The sequence below is a fragment of the Enterobacter sp. BNK-14 genome, assembly GCF_047456095.1.
GTDB lineage: Bacteria > Pseudomonadota > Gammaproteobacteria > Enterobacterales > Enterobacteriaceae > Enterobacter > Enterobacter kobei.
This window is the reverse complement of the sequence record NZ_CP179897.1, coordinates 2,883,290-2,899,754: the sequence shown is the minus strand read 5'-3', so window position 1 is coordinate 2,899,754 and position 16,465 is coordinate 2,883,290. Positions and strand designations below refer to the sequence as shown.

Below are 16,465 nucleotides of genomic sequence, written 5' to 3'. Positions count from 1 at the left end.
CTTTTACCAGGTGGTCAGATAAAATGCCCGCTTTTCCACCGTGGGATTGCCGCCGATGTCCGTTAACACCATAGAGTCGCCTGATGCGCAACCGATTGCGCAGAAGCAAAATAGCGAACTGATTTACCGCCTTGAAGATCGCCCGCCGCTGCCTCAGACGCTTTTCGCGGCCTGCCAGCATCTTCTGGCGATGTTTGTCGCGGTGATCACCCCGGCGCTGCTGATCTGCCAGGCGCTCGGTTTACCGGCGCAGGATACGCAGCACATCATCAGTATGTCCCTCTTCGCTTCTGGCGTGGCCTCAATTATTCAAATTAAAGCGTGGGGGCCGGTGGGGTCGGGATTATTGTCGATCCAGGGTACCAGCTTTAACTTCGTGGCACCGCTGATCATGGGCGGCACAGCCCTGAAAACCGGCGGTGCGGATGTCCCGACCATGATGGCGGCGCTGTTTGGCACCCTGATGCTGGCAAGCTGCACGGAGATGGTCATCTCTCGCGTGCTGCATCTGGCGCGCCGCGTCATTACCCCGCTGGTCTCCGGCGTAGTGGTGATGATTATCGGCCTGTCGCTGATTCAGGTCGGCCTCACCTCCATCGGCGGCGGCTATGCCGCCATGAGCGACCATACCTTCGGCGCGCCGAAAAACCTGCTGCTGGCGGGCGTCGTGCTGGCGATCATTATTCTGCTTAACCGCCAGCGTAACCCTTACCTGCGCGTGGCTTCTCTGGTGATCGCCATGGCAGCCGGTTATCTGCTGGCGTGGGCGCTGGGCATGTTGCCGGAGAACACCGCACCGACCAACAGCGCACTGATCACCGTCCCCACGCCGCTGTACTACGGTCTGGGCATTGACTGGGGTCTGCTCCTGCCGCTGATGCTGGTCTTTATGATCACCTCTCTGGAGACCATCGGCGATATCACCGCTACCTCCGACGTCTCCGAGCAGCCGGTGTCCGGCCCGCTGTACATGAAGCGCCTGAAAGGCGGCGTGCTGGCGAACGGCCTGAACTCGTTTGTTTCTGCGGTATTCAATACCTTCCCGAACTCCTGCTTCGGCCAGAACAACGGCGTGATCCAGCTGACCGGCGTCGCCAGCCGCTACGTGGGTTTTGTGGTGGCGCTGATGCTGATCGTCCTCGGCCTGTTCCCGGCGGTGAGCGGCTTTGTGCAGCACATTCCTGAGCCGGTGCTGGGTGGCGCAACGCTGGTGATGTTCGGGACTATTGCAGCGTCCGGGGTGCGTATCGTCTCCCGCGAACCACTGAACCGCCGGGCAATCATGATTATCGCGCTGTCGCTGGCCGTGGGTCTGGGCGTTTCTCAGCAACCGCTGATCCTGCAGTTTGCCCCTGACTGGGTGAAAAACCTGCTCTCTTCCGGCATCGCCGCGGGCGGTATCACCGCTATTGTGCTGAACCTCGTTTTCCCGCCTGAAAAGAACTGATCCCCTTCACGGCAGGCAGTCAATGCCTGCCGTGACATCTATTTACACCATTCCCGCCTTGAGGATTGCGCATAAATCGTGCATAACTCCCTTATGTACGTTTGCGGGATGGAAGACCATGAAATTTATTGGAAAGCTGCTCGTCTATCTTCTGGTAGCCCTGCTCATTGTGATACTGGCGCTCTATATTCTGCTCCAGACCCGCTGGGGCGCGGCTCAGGTCAGCAGCTGGGTGACGGTGAATACCGATTACGAACTCAGTTTCGACAAGATGAATCACCGCTTTTCGTCGCCTTCCCATCTTATTCTGGAAAACGTCACCTTCGGGCGGGACGGTAAACCTGCCACGCTGGTAGCCAAAAAAGTTGATATCGGCCTGAGCAGCCGTCAGGTGACCGATCCGCTGCATATGGACACCATTACCCTTTTCGATGGCACGCTGAACCTCTCGCCGCAGACGGCACCGCTGCCCTTGCAGGCCGATCGTCTTCAACTGAGCAACATGGCCTTTAACAGCCCGAATACCGAATGGGATCTGAGCGCGCAGAAGGTGACGGGCGGCGTCAGCCCATGGCAGCCGGAAGCAGGCAACGTGCTGGGGAAAAACGCGCAGATTCAGATGAGCGCAGGCTCGCTGACACTCAACGGCGTCCCGGCCACCAACGTGTTAATTGAGGGCCAGCTTAACGGTAAGGAGGTGGTGCTGAACACCATCGGGGCCGATATGGCGCGCGGTTCGCTCACCGGCTCCGCCCTGCGTAACGCCGACGGAAGCTGGGTTATCGACACCCTGCGTCTGAATGAGATCCGCCTGCAGAGCGACAACACGCTGAAAGCCTTCTTTGCCCCGCTGGCCACCCTCCCTTCTCTGCAAATAGGCCGTCTGGAGGTCACCGACGCCCGGCTGCAGGGCCCGGACTGGGCGGTGACCGATCTCGATTTAAGCCTGCGCAACCTGACGATAAGCAAAGGCGACTGGCAAAGTCAGGACGGGCGTTTGTCCATGAACGCCAGCGAGTTTATCTACGGCTCGCTGCATCTGTTTGACCCGATCCTGAACGCAGAGTTTTCCCCGCAGGGTATGGCGCTGCGCCAGTTTACCTCCCGCTGGGAAGGCGGTATGGTGCGCACCTCCGGCAACTGGCTGCGCGACGGCAAAGCGCTGGTGCTGGACGATGTCGCCATCGCCGGTCTGGAGTACACCCTGCCGCAGAACTGGAAAGCGCTGTGGATGGAGCCGCTACCGGAATGGCTGAACAGCGTCACGCTGCAAAAATTCGGCCTGAGCCGCAACCTGGTGATCGACATCGATCCCGCCTTCCCGTGGCAGATCACCTCCCTGGATGGCTACGGTGCCAACCTGCAGCTGGTGAAAGACCGCCAGTGGGGCGTGTGGAGCGGCAGCGCAACCCTGAACGGCGCGGCGGCGACCTTTAACCGCGTGGACGTGCGCCGTCCGTCGCTGGCGTTGAATGCCAACGCCGCCACGGTGAACATTACCGACCTGAGCGCATTTACCGAGAAAGGCATTCTGGAAGCGACGGCGACGGTTTCGCAGTTGCCGCAACGGCAAACCACCGTGAGCCTGAACGGGCGCGGCGTGCCGCTCAACGTGCTGCAGCAGTGGGGCTGGCCAGCGCTACCGGTGACGGGCGATGGCAATATTCAACTCACCGCCAGCGGCAGCGTGCAGGCCAATGCGCCGCTGAAGCCGACGGTGAACGGCAAGCTGAGCGCGGTGAATATGGATAAACAGCAGGTAGAGCAGACGATGACGGGTGGCATTGTTTCAACACCCGTGCAATAAACAAGCCGGGTGGCGGTTTTATTCCCTCTCCCTGTGGGAGAGGGTCAGGGTGAGGGCATCAGACCGCATAATTACCGTAGGCCCGGTAAGCGAAGCGCCACCGGGCATTTTTATCGCTCAGAGGTGAACCACCACCTCATTCCCCTCCGCTTTTACCACCACGCCCCACTCGCTTCCCGCATGTGAACCGCCTTTCACGCCGCCCACCTTCTGCACGTTGCGCAAGCACACCGACCAGTTTCGCGCCTCACCCACGCCGGTCAGGGTCACGGTATCGCCCTCTCGCGACGCTTTCAGCGTAAACGCCACCGCGCCGTCCGCCGCAGGCACTTCACTCACCGCCGTTGCGCCATCCTCCAGGTTAAACAGCTGGAAGGCCGTGCCTTCGTTCCACGCATAGTCTGGTTTCTGGCTGTTACTGCCCAGCGCCAGCAGGGTGTTATCGCGCACATAGACTGGCAGGCTGCGGAAGTTGTGCTGTTGCTTATGCCAGCGGCTACCCTGAATTTCGTCGTTATGCCACAGGTGCGTCCAGCGTCCTTCCGGCAGATAAAACTGTACGTCACCCGCTTCGGAGAACACCGGCGCGACCATCACCGCATCCCCCAGCATGTACTGGCGGTCAAGATAATCGCACGCCGGATCGTCCGGGAACTCCAGCATCATCGCCCGCAGCATCGGCGTACCGCACTCGCGTGCCAGCGCCGCCTGACGGTACAGATACGGCATCATCCGGCACTTCAGCTGCGTAAAGTGGCGCACCACGTCGCAGGACTCGTCATCATACGCCCACGGCACGCGGTAAGATTTACTGCCGTGCAGGCGGCTGTGGCTGGATAAAAGCCCGAACGCGCACCAGCGCTTGTAGACGTGCGCCGGGGCGGTGTTTTCGAATCCGCCGATATCGTGGCTCCAGAACCCAAAGCCGGACAGGCCAATCGACAGCCCGCCGCGCAGGCTTTCCGCCATCGACTCATAGTTGGCGTAGCAGTCGCCGCCCCAGTGAACCGGGAACTGTTGCGCGCCCACGGATGCGGAGCGGGCAAACAGCACCGCCTCTTGCTCACCCACGGTCTCTTTCAGCACGTTCCACACCAGCGCGTTGTAGATGTAGGCGTAATGGTTATGCATCTTCTGTGGATCGGATCCGTCAAACCACTGCACGTCCGTCGGGATGCGCTCGCCAAAGTCGGTCTTAAAGCAGTCGACGCCGATGTCCACCAGGCCTTTCAGCTTGTCGGCATACCACCGGCACGCTTCCGGGTTAGTGAAGTCATAAATTGCCAGCCCCGGCTGCCACTTGTCCCACTGCCACAGGGAGCCGTCCGGGCGCTTGAGCAGGTAGCCCTTCTCTTTCAGTTCGCGAAATACCGGCGACTTCTGGCCGATGTACGGGTTAATCCACACGCAGACCTTCAGCCCTTTCTCCTTCAGGCGGCGGATCATCCCTTCCGGATCCGGGAAGGTCACCGGGTCCCACTCAAAATCACACCACTGGAAGGCCTTCATCCAGAAGCAGTCGAAGTGGAAGACGTGCAGCGGCAGATCGCGCTCGGCCATGCCGTCGATAAAGCTGTTAACCGTCGCTTCGTCGTAGTTAGTGGTGAACGACGTGGTCAGCCACAGGCCGAACGACCACGCGGGCGGCAGCGCCGGACGCCCGGTGAACCGCGTATAGCGGTTGAGCACCTCTTTTGGCGTCGGGCCGTCGATCACGAAGTACTCCAGATACTCCCCTTCGACGCTGAACTGCACTTTGGAGACTTTCTCCGAACCCACTTCGAACGAGACATTTTCCGGGTGATTCACCAGCACGCCGTAGCCGCGGTTGGTCAGATAAAACGGGATGTTTTTGTAGGACTGCTCGGTGCTGGTGCCGCCGTCGCGGTTCCACGTTTCGACCGTCTGGCCGTTGCGCACCAGGGCGGTGAAGCGCTCGCCCAGACCGTAGACCGTTTCGCCCACGCCGAGGTCGAGACGTTCAAACAGGTAGTTGCGATCGGTGTTGGTGTCCTGCACGTAACCGTTGTTTTTCAGCTGGCTGCCGGTAATGCGCTGGCCGTTGCGCAGGAAGTCCAGCGCCCAGAATCCCCTTTGGTGACGCGCACGCTGACGCTTCCGCTTTTCAGCTCGGCAAATTCCGCGTTGTTTTCAATCTCGACCTTCACGTCTTTCAGCACGTTCAGCGGATAGTGCGGGCCGTTGTCCAGCGCGCCCTGGAAGTGCTCGATGCGCACCCCGACAATCCCCTCCTGCGGGGCAAACAGGCGCACCGTGAACATGAGCGTGTCGAGCTGCCAGGTGCGCTCACGCACGTCGCGCGGCGCAACGTACACCACCAGGTCATTGCCCTGCTGCTCCACGTCGAACACCTGAACCGGATACGTCACGTTCAGACCCGGTTGAATAAGCCAGTTTCCATCACTGATTTTCATGCTTTCGTCCTCTTAGTTCTGCAATTCTTTGCTGACCGGCAGGTTTTCAAACTCCTGCTGATTGCGGCGCGCACCCTGCGCCAGCTCGCCCAGGATTTTGGTCAGGAAGGGGGTTTTCAGCGTGTAGTAGCGTTTGGCGATAATGGCGCTCAACACGTAGCAGACCGCCGGGGCAAGGGTAAACAGGCCGATAATGATGCTGATGGTCGCGCTGTTCTGGGTTTTGGCTGCCGCGTCGTAGCCGCCGCCTGCCAGCATCCAGCCGATCATCGCCCCGCCCAGCGCCAGGCCAAGCTTCAGCACGAACAGCGTGCCCGCAAAGCTGATCCCGGTCAGACGTTTGCCGTTGGTCCATTCGCCATAGTCGACGGTATCGGACATCATTACCCACTGGATCGGCGTCACCAGCTGGTGCAGCACGCCGATGACGAAGATAAAGGCGAACATCACCACGATGGCATGCATCGGCACGAAGAACATCGCTACGCTCACCACCGCCAGCGCGGCGTTGGTCCACCAGAAGATGCTGACCTTACACTTCCAGTCGGTGAGCGGTTTCGCCAGCGCGGAGCCGATCAGGTTGCCGACGCAGTAGGTGGTGAGGAACGCGACGAACACTTCCGGCGAGCCCATGATCCAGGTGCAGTAGTACATCATCGCCCCGCCGCGCACGCAGACGGCGAGGATGTTGAGGATGGTCAGCACGCCAACGATGCGCCACTGATCGTTGCGCCAGATGTCGCGCAGATCTTCCCGCATGGCGGTGGTGCTCGGCGGCACCTGAATACGCTCTTTGGTGGTGAAGAAGCAGAACGCCAGCATCAGGAACGCGACCACCGACAGGACGGCGATCCCACCCTGGAAGCCGAACGCTTTATCGTCGACGCCAATAAGGTTCACCAGCGGCATCATCAGCACCGTGGAGAGCATGCCGCCCGCCGTCGCCAGCACGAAGCGCCAGGATTGCAGGGAGATACGCTGCGTCGGGTCGTTGGTGATCACCCCGCCCAGCGCGCAGTAAGGAATATTCACCACGGTATAGAGCAAGGTCAGCAGCGTATAGGTAACGGCGGCGTAAATCATTTTGCCGTTCAGGCTGAGGTCCGGCGTGGTGTAGGCCAGCACGCAGACGATGCCAAACGGGATCGCTCCGAACAATATCCACGGACGGAACTTGCCCCAGCGGCTGCGGGTGCGGTCGGCAATCAGCCCCATGCACGGGTCGGAGATTGCATCCAGCGCACGGGCGAGCAGGAACATGGTGCCGACAAACCCGGCGGGAATGCCGAAAATATCGGTGTAGAAAAACATCATATACAACATGACGTTATCAAAAATGATGTGGCTGGCGGCGTCTCCCATGCCGTAGCCAATCTTCTCTTTTACTGACAATACTTCGCTCATCTTTTATTCATCCTTCACGCTGTAGGGGGCGCTGAGACCGGTTGCATTGGTTTTAAACCATTGTTTCATGAGCGGGTATTGCGTTTTCTGGTTAGCAGATTACGTTTCTTGTTTTTTGTGATCGCGGTAAATGTCGGAGAGCACAAAACGCTAACCTGAGGATTTTCTTAAGAATTAACTGAAACAGGGGGGTACAGGTCAAAAGAGAGGTGAAAAAAGTGTGTCGGGGTATGTGGTAAATGCCTGAAAGTAGCTATAATGCGCCCCGCCTCCATGTAGCAATGCAGGCGCGGAAGATCGTCATCTCCGGTGAGGTGGCTGGACTTCAAATCCAGTTGGGGACGCCAGCGTTCCCGGGCAGGTTCGACTCCTGTGATCTTCCGCCAAAAATTTCATTTTTTCTTCATCAGTTTTTTATAAAATTCTATAGATTCGTCTAACCATTTTGGTTGCTCCAAACTTTTTATTACCCATTGTATAAATTTTTCAGAGTAGCGATGACGATCATCAATTGTAAAATGCATTTCAGAACGTTTTGACTTTTGAATATTATGCTTTTTAATTATGGCATTAAAAGAGTATTTTGTTATAACTTTACTCTTTTGCAATTCATTTATACGCTCTATTGCTGAACCTTGATAATAAGGATGAGTGATATCTGGATCCCTCGTCTCCCTAATAATAATAGCATTACTACCATTACTTCCAATCCCTAATGAGAGATCGCTATCTTTTTCTGACTTTGTCAAAGTAAGCTTATAATCAATCGATATACTAAATTCATTAGAGTTTTGCTCCTCAATCGTATTATGAAAACGAGTCAAAAACTCCTTTGCTACATTTGCTGTCATCTCTCCATAATTTTCTTTAATTGTCATTAAATCGCTTTTAGGTCCATCAATAACTAAACTAAGCATTCCTACGCTTTGTCCTGCCAATGGAGACATCCCAGTTTCATTAAGATATCTTTGTTGAAAATTCAACACATTTGCTTGAAAAAGACGAGATAACTCTGGTTGTAACTCTGGGAGCAGAAGATGTATCGCACCGTCCCTCAGTTCAATCAGTACATCTAAGTTCTTCTTTACTGGATCATTTTGTTGCAAGCGTTTATTAATTGCATCTGAAATACAAATTGAATATCCATTTTTATTAAAAACTGCATGCATCCCAACAGACTTTATTAATTCGGCTTTTAATAAAAGTTCCCATGCATTTACTGACAATATACAAAATGCTTCAACTCGATTTTCAAGACTGGGCCGGTTATAAATCTCTAAAGAAAGTATAAATGCATCCAGACTTCTCTTTAAAAGAGATCTATAAATCTTCATATCTGGTGTTAACGATTTGGCCTTTAAGGATTGGGACATTAAAGAGATAAAATCATCATTAGAAAGTTTTAAGATCCCTTTACTTTTCCATGATTTACCATCTGCACTGTGTAAGTACTGGCCATTCAACTTTTCATTTATATATTTTCTTATGCTATTTTCAGAGTAACCCGTTTCGTTGGCTAGATCTGAGGGTGTAAAAGAATTATTATTTCTCTCATTTCTTCGAAGTGCTTCTAATAATTTTATTTGATTACTTGTGCGAGCCATAAAAATTCCTTTTTATTTCTATAACAAATATAAAGTATAGATTGAATGTAACTAATTGATTTTCTTTATCCCTTAGGTTCAAATCCTTTTTTTCTTAAGGCTTCCCTCGCCAGTTCCTTCAACCAGCTGGCGAGACTCACCCCTTCCTCAGCCGCTACAGCATCCAGCTGTTCCTTCAATGCCGGATCAATACGCATCTTAAACTGCGGCGATTGCCCACCGCCTTTTGGTTTTTTCTCGCGCGAAATGATTGACATGAGGCCACCTATCCATTTAATCTCACACACATATAGGAGGCCACCTAAACCTCCTGTACTAGCAACGCCCCGATGTGCGGGAACACAACCGGAGCGTCTAACCTCACCAACTATCAAGGAGTTGATTATGGCTGATTCGCATTCTACCCCAGACACCGACCAATCCGGAACCGAGCGTTCGTTAATTGTGGGATACCGCCCGAATGTTTTCGACAAATCCACGCCGAAAATCATCCTTTCCGGCAAGTGGCTGAGCGCGGCAGGCTTTGATACCGGGCAGCAGGTCACGGTAAAGGTGATGAAAGGGTGCATCGTTCTGGTGGCGTATAGCGAGCAAGAGCAGCGGTTGCAGGAAGATTATAAGCGGACGAAGGCGAAGCTCAGTGAGATAGATAAAGCCCTTGCCGCGATTCAAATTCAGCATCCTGGAAAGCGCCTCGCAAAATCAAATACAAACCACCTGGCTTAGCGGCGATTTCTGGCTTCAAGGCAGGCAAGGTTAATCGTTAAAAAGACGGAGCCGACATGATTGATAAAAACGTAATCTAATTTCCGGCTGATGAATTTGTTATGTTGCCAGTGAGGACGGTAAGGTTCGCATCACATGTCGATTTGAACATGAAACGCTCTGGCTGTCGCAAGCAGCCATTGTGGCTCTATAGCAAGTCTCTCCTCAAGCCATTACTGAGCATATTAAAGCCGTTTACGAAGAAGGTAAGCCTGAATAAAAACAACATGTAAGGCTTACTTACAAGTTCAGCAAGAAAGTGGCTGGTAAATGGAAAAAGAATCTAAAGAGTAGCCATAGTCATGCTGCCCCCTACCTTCCTTGCCAGCATGACTCGAAAAAACACTGGAAGACGCCTCGCAATTCCTCACAAATACAATCATTTAGATGCCCCGTATTTGTCATACTTCTGCCACTCGCTACCTGGTTGCCAATGACAGCCATTGCATTTATTAACTACAGCTTATATCTTGTATATAAGCTACAGCTTATCATGGAAGAGAGCATGTGGACGGTACTGTTCGGAAAGGTGTTTGAGCTATGGTTGCTTGAACAGGAAGAAGGGTTACAGGAAAAGGTACTGGCAGACATGCTAAATCTACAAAACTATGGACCTCGTCTTCCTCGTCCTTATGCCGATACTGTAAAAGGCTCGCAATATAACAATATGAAAGAGTTACGTATTCAATACGCTGGCCGTCCGATTCGTGCTTTATTCGCATTTGACCCCGAACGTCAGGCGATTGTGCTTTGCGCAGGCAACAAGAGTAACGACAAGGCATTTTATGAAAAACTCATTCGCATTGCAGATGATGAATTTACCCGGCATCTGACAAGCCTGGAGACAGCCAAGTGAAAACCCTAAATGAATTAATTACATCACGCTCACCGGAAAGCCAACAACGAATTAAAGAAATGGCAGAGGAAATGATCCTTGAAACGGGTCTGCAACTTTTACGTGAAGAGCTCAGACTTTCGCAAAAAAATGTTGCCGAGCTAATGGGGGTGAGCCAGCCCGCAGTAACACAAATAGAGCAACGTGGAAATGAACTAAAAATTGCCACTCTTAAGCGCTACATTGAGGCAATGGGTGGGAAACTTTGTATTGACGTTGAACTTCCAACAGGAAAACGCGTTGCGTTTCATATCTAACAAGTGTGATTCCTGCGTTAAGTAAATATTTACTTAGCCAACCGCATATGCAGCAACGGAAACGCATCCCCCTGCCCGTCAAGTTCCGAGCGCCCGACCTGCTCGAATCCCATATGCCGATAAAACGCGACTCCCTGCGGATTCTGCTCATTCACGTCCACTTCGTTCGCGCCGAACTCTGCGATGGCGTGTTTAAGCAGCAGTTTCCCGACACCCTTCCCGCGGCTCGCATCATCCACAAACAACATTTCAATGCGGTTTTCATCCACGCCTAAAAAGCCGTGAATAACGCCTGCGTCATCGCGGGCTATCACGACCTTGAGGTTGGGGAGATACGCGTTGAGCAATAGCGGACGCAGCGCCGCAATATCGCTTTCCTGTAAAAAGTGATGAGTGGCGCGGACGGAGGATTCCCAGATCGCGACCAGGCGTTCGAAGTGGGAGGGGTGTGCGGTTTCGATTTTCATGGGGGGATCATGTCTGCAAAACCTAATTCATTCAAGTCACTCTGTGCGCCTTGTTCCCCCCTCACCCTAACCCTCTCCCTCAGGGAGAGGGAACCGACCGTGCTAAGCTTTAATCTCCATCACCGCATACACCCCGTCCTTCGGCACGACCACGGTGACGTTTTCCACCGGTACGCCCGCCGCCAGGTGAATATCCTGCAGCTGCTGTAGCGTCCTCGGGTGGATATCCTCCCAGCCGATACCGCGCAGCACAAAGTCAATCTGCGGGCTGCTGGTCAGCATGTTTGAGACAATCACCGCCCCGCCGGGCTTGACCAGCCGCAGCGCGCGCTGAAGAAAAATCACCGCGTCGGCGTCGTTGAAGTATTCGAAAATCCCCAGCGCGTCGACCAGTTCGGCCTGATGCTCGCCCAGCTCCAGCAGCAGGTCCTCGTTACGCACCAGCGTGTGCACCAGGTTGCGCCTGAGCAGGGTCAGCTGTTCGCCCACCACAATGCCTTCCTGCGCCGCCATGGTTTCGGCCCAGCTAAGCGCCACGGGGTCTTTATCCACCAGCGTGAGATAGACCTGCTGACCATCGAACTTTGCTTCGCGCAGCGCCTCCAGCACCGGAATGGCGGCGCCGCTTGCCAGGCTGACCCAGTTGTTCTCGCTCTCATTGTGAATGTACTTCTCCACCAGCGCGGCAAGCACCCGGGCGCGGGAGCGCACGCCGATGGCGTCGTTCGCGTGGATAAACCACTGACGACTATCGCTGTCCATCTTTGTGCCGTCCGGCAGGCGATCCTCAAGCGGGTTTTGCACCACAAACAGCGCCAGCGCGGAGGGCACCAGCCGGGTGCGCCATGAGGTAAGCGCCGGACGGTTGCGAAAGGCCTGTTCGGAATAGCGGTTCTGCGGGACAAGCACGGCCTGCCCCCCTTCCTGATATTCGACCTGCGGAGGGCGAAGCGCTGGCTCGGCTTTCAGCGCCCGATCAAGCGCAGCGATTTCACGGGCAGCATCGTCTTTCATCGGCCACTGGTCGCTGACGTCGGGAAAGGACGCACTGAAAATCATCATGTTTTTCGGTGCGTCACCACGAAAAGGCTGCCAGATCATAACGTCTTCCCTCCGTTGGGCTTTTAACGGAAGTCTATCCAGGCGAGTCCGTAATACCCTACGAAGAAAGCACGATCTTTACTGCTTCACCCACACCAGTTGGTCAACCCGGAAGCCCAGACTGCGCGCGGTGTTCAGGTAATCCTGCTTCACCGCATCCGGGATGGTCGGCGTGCGTGACAAAATCCACAGATAATCGCGGTTCGGGCCGCTGACCAGCGCGTACTGGTACTTGTCGTCCAGTTTGATTACGTTATACCCGCCGTAGAACGGACCGAAGAACGACACCTTCAGCGCGGCGGTGGTCGGCTCGCCGGTGAAGTACGCTTTCCCCTCGCTTTCATTCCACTTGTTTTTCACCGGATCGTAACCCCGGTTCAGCACGCTGATACCGCCGTCGCTGCGCTTGCCGTAGGTGGCGGTCACCTGCTCCAGACCGCGTTCAAAGCGGTTTTCAAGGCGCGCGACTTCGTACCATTTGCCGAGATAGCGGCTGGCTTCAAAATGAGTAATAGGCTGCACGCCTTTCGGCGGCGTAGGGGATTTACAGGCAACCAGGGTCAGCGCAATGGCAACACCGGTCACAACAGGCCATAGCTTCATGAGAATTCCTTTCATTTGCACGGTTGGATGTTAAGTGTAGTGCACCGTTTCGGCGCTTCATCCCGTTCGGGAAAATTCGTAGTATATTGAGAGTATTCCTCCACTCTGGACACGGACATGGCTTACTCCATCGGCGAATTCGCCAGACTCAGCGGCATTACCGCCACCACCCTCCGGGCGTGGCAGCGTCGCTACGGTTTACTCAAGCCACAGCGCACGGAAGGCGGTCACCGCCAGTACAGCGATGAGGACGTCCAGCAGGCGCTGAAAATCCTCGACTGGGTCAAAAAAGGCGTCCCAATCGGCCAGGTCAAACCGCTGCTGGATCGCCCGACGCTGGGGCGGACCAACAACTGGCAAACCCTGCAGCAGAACATGCTGCAGCGCCTGCAGGACGGCAAAGTCGAATCCCTGCGCCAGATGATTTACGACGCCGGACGCGAGTACCCAAGACCAGAGCTGGTCGCGAACGTGCTGCGTCCGCTGCGCAGCCAGGTCTCGGCTAACGTTGCCGCCGCCATGACCCTGCGCGCGATCCTCGACGGCATCATCATCGCCTACACCTCGTTTTGTCTCGAAGGTGATAAGAAAGCGCCGGGCGACAATATTCTGCTCAGCGGCTGGCATCTCAACGACCCGTGCGAGATCTGGCTCGAGGCCTTAACGCGCACCGGTCAGGGTCACCGGATCGACATCCTGCCGGTTCCCCCTGCCACGCTGGCTCCGGAGATTTTCCCGGAGCGAAAATGGCTTCTGGTCACCAGCGGCAAACTTACCGCCGGACGGAAAAAGCAGCTGGAGCAGTGGCAGCAGCAGGTATCGCTTGAAGTGATTATCCTCTGATCATTTTCTGCTGTGGGAATCTTCACGAAAAGTTGAATATTTTCCCGCGCCGCAGATGCTAACGTTTTCCTGTGACGAATAACTCCACAGGAAAACACCATGAAAAAAACAACCCCTCTGCTGTTCCTGGCCGCCATGGCCTTTGCCCCTGCCGCCTTTAGCGCCCCTGCCGGCACGCTGAGCGTCCACATTCTCGACCAGCAAACCGGGATGCCGCCATCAGACGTGACCGTTACGCTTGAGAAGCAGCAGCAGGACAAATGGACCCCGGTTGCCAGCGGCAAAACCGACCACGACGGACGTATTAAATCGCTCTATCCGCAGGACCAGGACATGCAGCCTGGCGTGTATAAAGTGACCTTTAAAACCGCAGAGTACTTCCACGGCAAAAAGCTGGACACCTTCTTCCCGGAGATCCCGGTGCTGTTTACCGTGACCCGCACCAACGAAAAGCTGCACATCCCGCTTCTGCTGAGTCAGTACGGTTACTCGACCTACAAGGGCAGTTAAGACGCATTGATTCTAAAGGAATAAAAAAAATAGTTCCGCGAATACTTGGACAAATTAGTCATGTTGTGTAAGTTTTAATTATATGAACGGGAGGACCACACCATGACAACGAAACCTGTGCTCGGTATTAGCGGATGTTTGACCGGCTCCGCCGTACGCTTTGACGGCGGACACAAGCGTATGGGCTTCGTTATGGATGAGCTGGCCCAGTGGGTAAATTTCCGCCCCGTCTGCCCGGAAATGGCGATCGGGCTGCCGACGCCTCGCCCGGCCATACGCCTGACGCTGACGGACAGCGGCGAGACGCAGCTCCGTTTCAGCAAGCCGCCTCATGATGACCTCACGCAGAAAATGGCCGACTTTACGGCGGACTATCTGCCAAAAATCGGCGATCTTTCGGGATTTATCGTCTGTGCAAAATCCCCAAGCTGTGGCCTGGAACGCGTGCGGCTGTACGATGAAAACGGCAACCGGGGCCGCAAGGAGGGCGTCGGGCTGTTCACCGCCGCCCTTCTTGAAACCTACCCGTGGCTGCCCGTCGAGGAAGATGGTCGGCTGCACGACCCTGTGCTGCGGGAAAACTTTATTGAGCGGGTATTTGCCCTGCACGAGCTAAACACGCTGCGCGCTAAAAGTCTGACGCGACGTGGGCTGCTGGATTTCCACAGCCGCTATAAATTGCAGCTGCTGGCGCACCATCAGGCGGGCTACCGCGAAATCGGCCCGTTCGTTGCCTCGCTGCACGAATGGGAAGACCTGGACGCCTTCTTCGTGGCGTACCGGGAAAAGCTGATGACCATCCTGAAAAAACCGGCTTCGCGGAAGAACCACACCAACGTGCTGATGCATATTCAGGGGTATTTCCGTAACCAGCTAAACACCCGCCAGCGCGGTGAGCTGCGCGACGTGATCCTGCACTATCGCAACGGGCAGTTGCCTATTCTCGCCCCGATCACGCTGCTGAAGCACTACCTGGCCGAATATCCTGACCGGTATCTGATGACGCAAAACTACTTTGATCCCTATCCTGATGATTTGGGTCTGCGTCTGGCAGTCAAGTGATCACAAAAATGCGAAGGCCCCATTGACCCGTAGAGGCCCAAAGCAGTACCCCGTTTAGACGACATCCTCACTGTCGTCTCTTTTTTGCATTTAACCTCAAAGACTGTGATTATATACAGGCTTATTCTGCAAAAAGGGGCCTGCCCGTGATCAACACCCTGCACATTCAAAACTACCGCTCCATACGCGAGATGTCGCTTGAGCTGGAACAGCTCAACATCGTCTTCGGCCCGAACGGCACCGGGAAATCCAATATTTACAAGGCGATACACCTGATGCACAGCGCCGCCCAGGGGCAGTTCTCCCAGGCGCTGGCGAACGAGGGCGGCATTCTGAAGGTGTTCTGGGCAGGCAAAACCCGCAGCGACCAGCTGCGGCGGATGAACCTGGCGGTGGAAACCGAGACCTACGAATACGAGCTGCAGGTCGGGTTTGTGGAGAGACTGCCCTATCCCTCGCAGTTTCAGCTCGACCCGGTGATCAAAGAGGAGTCCATCTGGCTGAGCGGCCAGCATCGACGCCCGTCGTCACAGCTGATGAAGCGTAAGAATCAGGCGGTGTTTCTGAATAACGTGCATCACGAGAAAGTGACCCACAGCGGCACGCTGTACGAGAACGAATCGGTGTTCGGGCAGCTCGGCGAACCGCATCTTTACCCGGAAGTGTCGCAGATGCGCGAGTCCCTGCGTAACTGGCGCTTTTATCATGAGTTTTCCGTCTCATCCGGCTCGGCGATGCGTGCCCCGCAGGTCGGGTTCCGTTCCCCGGTGCTGGCCAGCGACGGTGCCAACCTGGCGGCGGCGTTTCAGACCATCGTGGAGATTGGCGACGAACTGCTCCTGATGCGCATCCTCGACCAGGCCTTCCCCGGCTGCGTGTTTTACAGCGACAACACCGGCGGACGTTTTCGCATGATGATGCAGCGCGAGGGGCTGAGCCGCCCGCTGGAACCGGCGGAGTTCTCCGACGGCACCCTGCGCTTTCTGTGCCTGGCGGTGGCGCTGTTAAGCCCGCGCCCACCGGCGTTTATCGCGTTGAACGAACCGGAAAACAGCCTGCATCCGCAGATGCTGCCCGCGCTGGCGAGCTTAATCGCCGAGGCCAGCCGCTACTCGCAGATTTGGCTCACCAGCCACTCGCCGGAACTGGCGAAGTTGATTGAGAAACAGCGATCGTTTTCGCTGTACCAGCTGTCGATGGCGGAGGGGGAGACGCGGGTGGAGAGGCTGGGGTAGCTCAATCTCTTCATACCCAACTTACTGGGG

General features: G+C 55.3%; 15 protein-coding genes, 1 tRNA gene and 2 pseudogenes. 11 read left to right on the top strand and 7 right to left on the bottom strand.

Annotation, left to right across the window (positions count from 1 at the left end; all coding sequences use genetic code 11):
• Nucleotides 1–55 precede the first annotated feature (55 nt).
• Together xanP and ACMGGM_RS13835 are read left to right on the top strand one after the other, a co-directional pair.
• A complete protein-coding gene (xanP, locus tag ACMGGM_RS13840; protein ID WP_014881972.1) occupies nt 56–1,447 on the top strand; it encodes a xanthine/proton symporter XanP in 1,392 nt (463 codons plus the stop codon).
• Between the two features lie 118 nt (nt 1,448–1,565).
• Nucleotides 1,566–3,254, top strand: a complete 1,689-nt coding sequence (locus ACMGGM_RS13835; protein ID WP_063944013.1) for an AsmA family protein — start codon at nt 1,566–1,568, stop codon at nt 3,252–3,254.
• A 117-nt stretch (nt 3,255–3,371) separates the two neighbouring features.
• Here the strand turns inward: ACMGGM_RS13835 and yicI are convergent.
• A pseudogene (gene yicI, locus ACMGGM_RS13830) lies at nt 3,372–5,689 on the bottom strand (alpha-xylosidase).
• 12 nt (nt 5,690–5,701) lie between these two features.
• On the bottom strand, nt 5,702–7,093 hold the full coding sequence (locus tag ACMGGM_RS13825; RefSeq protein WP_063614460.1) for a glycoside-pentoside-hexuronide family transporter: 1,392 nt from the start codon (nt 7,091–7,093) through the stop codon (nt 5,702–5,704).
• A gap of 291 nt (nt 7,094–7,384) precedes the next feature.
• Here ACMGGM_RS13825 and ACMGGM_RS13820 point away from each other — a divergent pair.
• Nucleotides 7,385–7,479 (top strand) — tRNA-Sec (locus tag ACMGGM_RS13820).
• A 6-nt stretch (nt 7,480–7,485) separates the two neighbouring features.
• Here the strand turns inward: ACMGGM_RS13820 and ACMGGM_RS13815 are convergent.
• Both ACMGGM_RS13815 and ACMGGM_RS13810 read right to left on the bottom strand, forming a co-directional pair.
• Nucleotides 7,486–8,697: a DUF3644 domain-containing protein gene (locus ACMGGM_RS13815; RefSeq protein ID WP_063614461.1), complete on the bottom strand. Its 1,212-nt coding sequence runs from the start codon at nt 8,695–8,697 to the stop codon at nt 7,486–7,488.
• 65 nt (nt 8,698–8,762) lie between these two features.
• The gene (locus tag ACMGGM_RS13810) at nt 8,763–8,954 is read right to left on the bottom strand and encodes a toxin-antitoxin system HicB family antitoxin (protein ID WP_063614481.1); all 192 of its coding nucleotides are present in this window, start codon (nt 8,952–8,954) and stop codon (nt 8,763–8,765) included.
• A gap of 127 nt (nt 8,955–9,081) precedes the next feature.
• On the opposite strand from ACMGGM_RS13810, the gene ACMGGM_RS13805 reads away from it, so the two are divergent.
• The 4 genes and pseudogenes from ACMGGM_RS13805 to ACMGGM_RS13790 all read left to right on the top strand — a co-directional run bounded on the left by ACMGGM_RS13805 (nt 9,082) and on the right by ACMGGM_RS13790 (nt 10,614).
• The gene (locus ACMGGM_RS13805) at nt 9,082–9,423 is read left to right on the top strand and encodes a SymE family type I addiction module toxin (protein ID WP_063614462.1); all 342 of its coding nucleotides are present in this window, start codon (nt 9,082–9,084) and stop codon (nt 9,421–9,423) included.
• Nucleotides 9,424–9,524: 101 nt separating this feature from the next.
• A pseudogene (locus tag ACMGGM_RS13800) lies at nt 9,525–9,720 on the top strand (hydroxyacid dehydrogenase); the annotation flags it as partial.
• 247 nt (nt 9,721–9,967) lie between these two features.
• A complete protein-coding gene (locus ACMGGM_RS13795) occupies nt 9,968–10,318 on the top strand; it encodes a type II toxin-antitoxin system RelE/ParE family toxin (RefSeq protein ID WP_063434484.1) in 351 nt (116 codons plus the stop codon).
• The gene (locus tag ACMGGM_RS13790) at nt 10,315–10,614 is read left to right on the top strand and encodes a helix-turn-helix domain-containing protein (RefSeq protein WP_063614463.1); all 300 of its coding nucleotides are present in this window, start codon (nt 10,315–10,317) and stop codon (nt 10,612–10,614) included. The genes ACMGGM_RS13795 and ACMGGM_RS13790 overlap by 4 nt, the downstream gene beginning before the upstream one ends.
• A gap of 29 nt (nt 10,615–10,643) precedes the next feature.
• Here the strand turns inward: ACMGGM_RS13790 and ACMGGM_RS13785 are convergent, their stop codons facing one another.
• The 3 genes from ACMGGM_RS13785 to ACMGGM_RS13775 form a co-directional block, all read right to left on the bottom strand.
• Nucleotides 10,644–11,081 (bottom strand): acetyltransferase, encoded by a 438-nt coding sequence (locus ACMGGM_RS13785; RefSeq protein ID WP_063614464.1) that lies wholly within the window; start codon nt 11,079–11,081, stop codon nt 10,644–10,646.
• Nucleotides 11,082–11,183: 102 nt separating this feature from the next.
• Nucleotides 11,184–12,182: a class I SAM-dependent methyltransferase gene (locus ACMGGM_RS13780; RefSeq protein WP_063614465.1), complete on the bottom strand. Its 999-nt coding sequence runs from the start codon at nt 12,180–12,182 to the stop codon at nt 11,184–11,186.
• Nucleotides 12,183–12,260: 78 nt separating this feature from the next.
• Nucleotides 12,261–12,785, bottom strand: a complete 525-nt coding sequence (locus tag ACMGGM_RS13775; RefSeq protein WP_014881956.1) for a lipocalin family protein — start codon at nt 12,783–12,785, stop codon at nt 12,261–12,263.
• A gap of 117 nt (nt 12,786–12,902) precedes the next feature.
• On the opposite strand from ACMGGM_RS13775, the gene ACMGGM_RS13770 reads away from it, so the two are divergent.
• From ACMGGM_RS13770 to ACMGGM_RS13755, 4 genes are all read left to right on the top strand, one after another.
• The gene (locus ACMGGM_RS13770) at nt 12,903–13,628 is read left to right on the top strand and encodes a MerR family transcriptional regulator (RefSeq protein WP_063614466.1); all 726 of its coding nucleotides are present in this window, start codon (nt 12,903–12,905) and stop codon (nt 13,626–13,628) included.
• Between the two features lie 99 nt (nt 13,629–13,727).
• Nucleotides 13,728–14,138, top strand: a complete 411-nt coding sequence (gene uraH, locus ACMGGM_RS13765) for a hydroxyisourate hydrolase (RefSeq protein WP_014881954.1) — start codon at nt 13,728–13,730, stop codon at nt 14,136–14,138.
• A gap of 102 nt (nt 14,139–14,240) precedes the next feature.
• Nucleotides 14,241–15,200, top strand: a complete 960-nt coding sequence (locus ACMGGM_RS13760) for a YbgA family protein (protein WP_063614467.1) — start codon at nt 14,241–14,243, stop codon at nt 15,198–15,200.
• Nucleotides 15,201–15,346: 146 nt separating this feature from the next.
• Nucleotides 15,347–16,435, top strand: a complete 1,089-nt coding sequence (locus ACMGGM_RS13755) for an AAA family ATPase (RefSeq protein ID WP_032635276.1) — start codon at nt 15,347–15,349, stop codon at nt 16,433–16,435.
• The last annotated feature ends 30 nt before the right edge of the window (nt 16,436–16,465 follow it).